Here is a 6,599-nt window from a genome sequence, read left to right on the forward strand (position 1 = left end):
AGACTGCCTCGATGACCATGGTGAGCGGACACCTGATCGCAGTCGTCGGCAGCAGCCCCGGAGTCGGCAAGTCGACTCTCTGCCGCGCCCTCGCCCGCGGGGCCGCCGAATCGGGCGCGCGCGTCGACCACTTCGAGGAAGCCGACATCCTCACCCGCCCCTCCTTCCGCCCCGTGGCCGACGAGTTCGCCGACGGCGCCGGCAGTGTGCGGCCCGCCACGCTTGTGGAGTCCACCCGCGACTACGTGGCACGGTCCCGCGCCGACGGGGTGGACGTCCTGGTCACGGACGCGCTGCTGCCGTTCATCCCCTCACTCGTGGCATGGGGCCACGACGAGACCGCCATCGCCGCCGTCCTGGCCGACCTCGCGGAGGCGGTCCGGCCGACCCGCGTGACCGTGGTCTATCTGCGGGACGACCCGGACACCGCCCTGCGGCGCGCCGTCGAGCGCGAGGGGCCGCAGTGGACCGACTGGTACGTCACCAAACTCGGCGCATCGCCGGGCACCCGCTCCGTGAAGGACCTCGCGTCGGCGGCCGAACATCTGCGCCGGGAGGAGGAGTTGACCGTACGGCTGCTGGCCGCCCGCACCGATTGGCACGTGCTGCGCGTGGACGTCGGGCAGCGCGACGCGGCGCGGACGGAGCAGTACGTACGGGAGAACCTGCCCGAGCTGTGACCCCCAGGCCGCCCGGCCGTGCCCGTCCCCGCCCGCCGCCCGCTCAGCCGGCCGTCGCGAACGCGTCCACGCCGGTGAGTTCGGCGGAGAGCCTCCACAGCCGCGCCGCCTGCTCGGGGTCCGTCGCGTACCCGCGTACGCCGCCCTTGAAGTCGTCCTCGTCGGCCGGTTCGGCGATGTCGCAGTCCTCCAGGTACACGCCGCCCGCGTCCGCCAGCTGAGGTGAGGTCGCCGCCCACACCTGGGTGGCCGCGCCCTGCTCGGGCGTCTTGAACGACGAGTTGACGGGATTGCCGTCCTCGTCGATCCACCCGAAGGCGACCATCTCCTCCTTGGGAAGGTGACGCTGGAGCGGTGTGAGGATGCCACCGGGGTGCAGCGAGAAGGCCCGCACACCGGCGTCCTTGCCCAGCGCGTCGAGGTGCACGGCGAACAGCACGTTGGCGGTCTTCGCCTGGCCGTACGCCTGCCACTTGTCGTAACCCCGCTCGAACCGCACGTCGTCCCAGCGGATCGGGGAGTGCCGGTGACCGCCCGACGACACGGAGACGACACGCGCGCCACCGCGCTCGATCGCCGGCCACAGCCGGTTGACGAGTGCGAAGTGGCCGAGGTGGTTCGTCGCGAACTGCGCCTCCCAGCCCGGTCCGACACGAGTCTCGGGGCAGGCCATGATCCCGGCGTTGTTGATCATGAGGTCGATGTCGCGCCCGGTGGCGAGGAACCTCTCGGCGAACGCCCGGACGCTGTCCAGGTCACCCAGGTCCAGCTCGTCGACCTCGACCCGGCCCGCCGCCCCCTCGATCCCCGCGACGGCTTCCTCGGCGACGGCGGGCCGCCTGGCGGGCACCACGACGCGCGCGCCCGCGTGAGTCAGCGCGCGCGTCGTCTCCAGCCCCAGGCCGGAGTAGCCACCGGTGACGACCGCGAGCTTCCCGCCGAGGTCCACACCCCGCAGGACCTCCTCGGCGGTGCTCGTCGCGCCGAAACCTGAACCGATCGTGTGCTGAGGAGTAGTCATGGCTCCGACGGTACGTATTGGAGTGTTCTCGAAGTCAAGCGCACGCCCGGCGGGCCGTCCGGGTGTCGCCGCATGTCCGCATCTGTGGGTCATACGGCCCTGTGGCCATGGCACGCCGTCCCGCCGCTCAGCAGACTGGAGAGCACCGGCAACCCGAAGGACCAGGTGATGACAGTGACCGACGGCCTCTCCGCACCGGCGGGCGTACCCGTACCGGACACGAAGCTCGCACGCGAGGCGACCGAACTCGTACGCGACACCGTGAGCGAGCTGATCTACGACCACTCGCGCCGCGTCTACTTCTTCGGCAGCCTCCAGGGCCGCAACCGGGACATCGGCTTCGACCCCGAACTGCTCTACATCGGGGCGATGTTCCACGATCTCGGACTGGGCGAGCCCTTCCACGGCAGCGGGCGCCGCTTCGAGGTGGACAGCGCCGACGAGGCGCGCCGCTTCCTGCGCGCGCACGACGTCCCGGAGGACAGCGTCCGGCGCGTGTGGACCGCCATCGCCCTGCACACGACGCCGGGCGTGCCGGAGTTCATGGAGCCCGAGGTGGCGCTGGTGACGGCGGGCGTCGAGTACGACGTCCTCGGCATCGGCTACCACGACATCGGCGACGACGACCGGACCGCCGTCGTCGCACTGCACCCGCGCCCCGGCTTCAAGCAGCGCATTCTCGGCGCGTTCACGGACGGCGTGCGCCACAAGCCGGAGACCACGTTCGGCAACGTCAAGGCCGACGTCCTCGCCCACTACGTGCCCGGCTTCGAGCGCGGCGACTTCGTGCGGACGATCCTGGACTCCCCGTGGCCCGAGTGACCCCCCGCGCCGCCGCCGGCCCGGGTGTCGTCGCCGTCGTCGCCTTCGACGGGGTGCAGCTCCTCGATGTCACCGGCCCGGCCGAGGTGTTCACGACGGCCAACATGTTCGGCGCCGGCTACGACGTGCGGATCGTCTCCCCGGACGGGGCGGACGTGACGACGTCGTCGGGCCTGCGGATCGGCGTCGACGCCGGGCCGCCCGACCTGCCCGCCCGGCTGCACACCCTCGTGGTGCCCGGCCGGAGCGACTGGCGGCGCGCGGTCACGAACCGGCCGCTCATCGCCCTCGTCGACGATCTGCTGAAACGCTCACGGCGGGTCACCTCGGTGTGCGCCGGCGCGTTCGTCCTGGCGGAGACGGGCGCGCTCGACGGCCGGCGAGCCGCGACGCACTGGCGGCTGGCGGCCCAACTCGCCACCGCCTACCCACGGGTGCGCGTCGAGACGGACCCGGTGTTCGTGCGGGACGGCGACGTCGTCACGTCAGCCGGCGTCACCGCCGGAATCGATCTCGCGCTCTCCCTGGTCGAGGACGACCACGGCGCCGCGGTGGCGCGCGACGTCGCGCGCGAGCTGGTGGTCTTCATGGCCCGCCCCGGCGGCCAGTCGCAGTTCAGCGCGCGGCTGGCGCCGCGTACGGCCAGGCACCCGGTGGTGCGCCGGGTGATGGACGCGGTCGGCGCCGACCCGGCGGCCCCGCACAGCCTGGAGTCCCTGGCGGTCGCGGTCGGCGTCAGCGCCCGCCATCTCAGCAGGCTCTTCCGCGCCGAGACGGGCACGACGACGGGCCAGTACGTGGAATCCGTACGGCTGGAGGCCGCCCAGGTGCTCCTCGAATCGGGTGACGACCCCGTCGACACGGTGGCGCAGGCATCCGGTTTCGGCTCGTCCGAGACGATGCGCCGCGTCTTCCAGCACGCACTGGGCATCGCCCCGACCGCCTACCGGGCACGATTTCGTACGACGACGCCTCACGGAGTCGCGTGAGCCGGCGCTGTAGGCGGCCGATCCGGAGCGCACGCCGCGTCGGTCATGGCGGCCATCCAACCCGACACCACTGACAGAACCGGCTACGGCGACCGAGGCCCCGCGGCTACCAGGGCTGTGGGCCCGACGCGGTGAAGGAGCCGCCCGTCGGGCCGTCCGGGCCCAGTTGGGCCATCCGGACGATGATCTCCGCGCCTTCCTCGACCGTCTGGGTGCCGGTGTGCGCGTTCAGATCCGTCGCCGTGAAACCCGGCTCCACCGCGTTGATCCGGAAGTCGGGGAACGCCTTCGCGTACTGCACCGTGATCATGTTGAGCGCCGTCTTGGACGCCGGATAGGCGACGCCGGGATACGCAGACTGCGCCGCGCCCGCCCCGGTCATCAGGGTCATCGAGCCCAGGCCGCTGCTGACGTTGACCACGACCGGGGCGGCCGAGCGCCGGAGCAGCGGCAGGAACGCGTGGGTGACCCGGACCACGCCGAAGACGTTCGTCTCGAACACCGTCCGCATCCCGTCGGCGGTCTCCTGCGCCGCGGTGTACACCGTGCCGTCCGGCGCCCGCCGCTCGATGCCGGCGTTGTTGACCAGTACGTCCAGGCCGTCGCCCGCCGTCTCGACGGTCTTCGCCGCGGCGGCGACGGACGCCTCGTCGGTGACATCGAGGACGACCGGGCGCGCGCCCAGCCGCTCGGCGGCCTCGCGCCCGCGCTTCGCGTCCCGGCTGCCCAGGTAGACGGTGTGGCCCGCGGCGACGAGCCGGCGCGCGGTCTCGAAGCCCAGTCCTTTGTTCGCTCCGGTGATCAGTGTCGTTGTCATGCCTCCACCTTCCGGCAGGCCGGCGCCGTCAGCCAGCCGTCCGGTTTCCCCGGACACCGCCGGTGCGGGGCCGGCCCACCCGAGACGGAAAGCCCTGTCGTAGGGTCACGCCCATGCTGGAGGGGATCGACGACATCGACTGGCCGGCGCTGACGCACGCGTACGGCCCCGCCGGCGACATACCCGCCCTGCTGCGCGCGGCCGGTTCCCCCGACGCGGCGCGGCGGGACCCGGCGCTGGACGAGTTGAACTCGTCGCTCTGCCACCAGGGGTCGATCTACCCGGCGACCGCCGCGGCCGTCCCCTTCATCGCCCGCCTCGCCCTGGAAGGGCCCGGCGACCGGCTGCGGCTGATGTGGCTGCTGCACGGGGCGGCCGAAGGGTCGGGCCCCGAGTACCGGGAGGTGCGCAGGGCGGTGGCCGTGGCGCTGCCTTCCCTGCTGGGGCTGGCGGCGGACGAGGACCCCGCCGTACGGCGGGCGATGGTGTGGACGGTCGCCGTCTGCGAGGACGCCTCGCTGCCGCTGCTCCCGCTGCTTCGGGCCCGGCTGGCGGAGGAACGCGACGCCGAGGTACGGGCCGATCTCGTCACCGCGCTCGGCCTGCTCGACGTCTCGCCCGAGACCGGCGCCGCGCGCGCCCGCGCGCTCCTGTCGGCGCCGGAGCCGCCGGTACGCAGGGCGGCCGCGACGGACCTGCTGCGTACGGCCCCGCTGCCGCTGCCGCCCGACCTGGTGGAAGCGGCGCTCGACGCGCACCGGGCGGCGCCCACCGACGAGACCCACCACCCCTGGCCCGACTCCTACCGGCCGCTCATGGACAGGCTGATGGACGACCCGGACGCCGCACTGCGCGCGGTGACGCGGGGCCTGCCGCTGGCCTGGGAGCTGACCGAGGTCTGGCGCGACCGGGAGAGCGACGTCCTGCCGTGGCTCGCGGCGGCTGCCGTGGACGCCCCCGACCTGTGCCGGGTGGCCACGGTCGCCGCCGCCCTCGCGGGCGGTGGGCCCGCGCCGTGGCTGGCGTCCCATCTCGCCTCCGACGACCCGTCGGTACGGGTGGCGGCGACGCTCGTCGCGGTACGGCTGCGTGTGCCCGGTGCGATCGCCCTCGTACTGCGCCTGATGGACGAACTGCCCGAGGAATCCGCCACGTTGCGACTGACCCCGGTCAGCTCGCCCGGCGCAGTCGTCACGGTCACGGTGGAGGTGTTCGGCGCCGCGGCCGAGCCGGTCGTACGCCGGATCGCGGACCGTCCGCGTACCGAATGGGTCGACGCGCTACGGGACTTCCCCGCGCTCGCGGCCGGACGCGTGGACGAGCTCGTCCGGCTGCTGCCCGCGTCGGCCGGAGTGCTGGCCGCGCTCGGTCCCGCGGCCGGGCCGGGCGCGGCTCGGGCCCTGCGCGTACGGGCCGAAGCCGGTGATCTGGCGGCGGCGCTGGCCCTGGCACGGGTCACCGGCGAGGAGCGTCCCGCGCTGGAGGTCGTCCAGGCACTGCCGGACGCCCTGGCGCGGCGAACGGCGGCCGTCGAGGTGGCGGCCGAACTCGGCCCCCGCGCCGCCCAGTTGCTGCCCTTGGTGGAGGAGCGGCTGAAGGCACCGGGCCTGGAGAGCCGCGCGGACGCCGCCGCCGCGATCTGGCGTGTCACCGGCCGTACCCACGACACGGCACCGGTCGTCGCGGCCCAACTCGCCCGCCGCAGCCATGCGGACCGTCCCTACTACGGTCACCAGCCGCACCTCGGCGCGCTGCGCGCGCTGACGGCGATGCGCCTGCTCCCGGTGGCGGCCCGTACCGCCGTGGAGCACATCGCCTTCTCCCCGCGCCGTGTGGTCTCCAGCCCCCTGTGTGACGGGACGCCCCACCCCGACCTGGCGGCAAGGGAGTTGGCGCGCGGACTGCTGGCGCTGACCGGCTGACGGCAGCGCCGCCCGCTCACTCCGGCACGCCCGCCGCGTCCAGCAGCGCCGTCATCTCCGCGACCGGCAGCGCCGGATTGCCCGCGGCGGCCGACGCCACGTCCGGATCCGCCAGCAACTCCACCACGCGCGCCACCGGCAGCCGCGCGTCCCGGGCGACCGCCGCCCGTACGTCGGCATCGGGATCGCGGCTCAGCCGTTCCAGGAGCGCGGGCGTCGCCTCCGCGTGGCGTACGGCCAGTGCGCGGGCCCGGGGATCGGCCGCCTCCCCGAACCGGGCCGCGAGGCCCGCCGCGGGAAACTGCGGCTTGCCGACGAGCATGCCGACGGCCCGGTGCGTACCGTGCA

6 protein-coding genes and 1 pseudogene are annotated in these 6,599 nt (G+C 73.9%); 4 read left to right on the top strand and 3 right to left on the bottom strand.

Features of this window, described 5'->3' with window-relative positions:
- Positions 1–11 precede the first annotated feature (11 nt).
- The gene (locus tag BHU15_RS32160) at positions 12–680 is read left to right on the top strand and encodes a P-loop NTPase family protein (RefSeq protein ID WP_255293259.1); all 669 of its coding nucleotides are present in this window, start codon (positions 12–14) and stop codon (positions 678–680) included.
- A gap of 43 nt (positions 681–723) precedes the next feature.
- Here BHU15_RS32160 and BHU15_RS32165 read toward each other — a convergent pair whose 3' ends face one another.
- Positions 724–1,701, bottom strand: a complete 978-nt coding sequence (locus BHU15_RS32165; RefSeq protein ID WP_069630357.1) for an SDR family NAD(P)-dependent oxidoreductase — start codon at positions 1,699–1,701, stop codon at positions 724–726.
- 168 nt (positions 1,702–1,869) lie between these two features.
- Between BHU15_RS32165 and BHU15_RS32170 the strand changes: the two genes are divergently transcribed.
- Both BHU15_RS32170 and BHU15_RS32175 read left to right on the top strand, forming a co-directional pair.
- The gene (locus tag BHU15_RS32170) at positions 1,870–2,523 is read left to right on the top strand and encodes an HD domain-containing protein (protein WP_069630358.1); all 654 of its coding nucleotides are present in this window, start codon (positions 1,870–1,872) and stop codon (positions 2,521–2,523) included.
- Positions 2,511–3,512 carry a GlxA family transcriptional regulator gene (locus BHU15_RS32175; RefSeq protein ID WP_247748593.1) on the top strand — a complete coding sequence of 334 codons (1,002 nt, stop codon included), beginning with the start codon at positions 2,511–2,513 and terminating at the stop codon, positions 3,510–3,512. Before BHU15_RS32170 ends, BHU15_RS32175 begins: the two co-directional genes overlap by 13 nt.
- A gap of 106 nt (positions 3,513–3,618) precedes the next feature.
- Here BHU15_RS32175 and BHU15_RS32180 read toward each other — a convergent pair whose 3' ends face one another.
- Positions 3,619–4,329 (bottom strand): SDR family oxidoreductase, encoded by a 711-nt coding sequence (locus BHU15_RS32180; protein ID WP_069630360.1) that lies wholly within the window; start codon positions 4,327–4,329, stop codon positions 3,619–3,621.
- A gap of 113 nt (positions 4,330–4,442) precedes the next feature.
- Here BHU15_RS32180 and BHU15_RS32185 point away from each other — a divergent pair, with 113 nt between their 5' ends.
- Positions 4,443–6,251: a hypothetical protein gene (locus BHU15_RS32185; RefSeq protein WP_069630361.1), complete on the top strand. Its 1,809-nt coding sequence runs from the start codon at positions 4,443–4,445 to the stop codon at positions 6,249–6,251.
- A 16-nt stretch (positions 6,252–6,267) separates the two neighbouring features.
- Here the strand turns inward: BHU15_RS32185 and BHU15_RS32190 are convergent.
- Positions 6,268–6,599, bottom strand: a pseudogene (locus BHU15_RS32190) (hypothetical protein); the annotation flags it as partial.

Origin of the sequence: Streptomyces niveus (assembly GCF_001723055.1) — a bacterium.
Taxonomy (GTDB): Bacteria; Actinomycetota; Actinomycetes; order Streptomycetales; family Streptomycetaceae; genus Streptomyces; species Streptomyces niveus.

What these genes read in the sequence shown, in the direction of transcription:
- BHU15_RS32160 (WP_255293259.1), top strand. Translation starts at nt 12, where the DNA reads ATGACCATGGTGAGCGGACACCTGATCGCAGTCGTCGGCAGCAGCCCC.
- BHU15_RS32165 (WP_069630357.1), bottom strand. Translation starts at nt 1,701, where the DNA reads ATGACTACTCCTCAGCACACGATCGGTTCAGGTTTCGGCGCGACGAGC.
- BHU15_RS32170 (WP_069630358.1), top strand. Translation starts at nt 1,870, where the DNA reads ATGACAGTGACCGACGGCCTCTCCGCACCGGCGGGCGTACCCGTACCG.
- BHU15_RS32180 (WP_069630360.1), bottom strand. Translation starts at nt 4,329, where the DNA reads ATGACAACGACACTGATCACCGGAGCGAACAAAGGACTGGGCTTCGAG.
- BHU15_RS32185 (WP_069630361.1), top strand. Translation starts at nt 4,443, where the DNA reads ATGCTGGAGGGGATCGACGACATCGACTGGCCGGCGCTGACGCACGCG.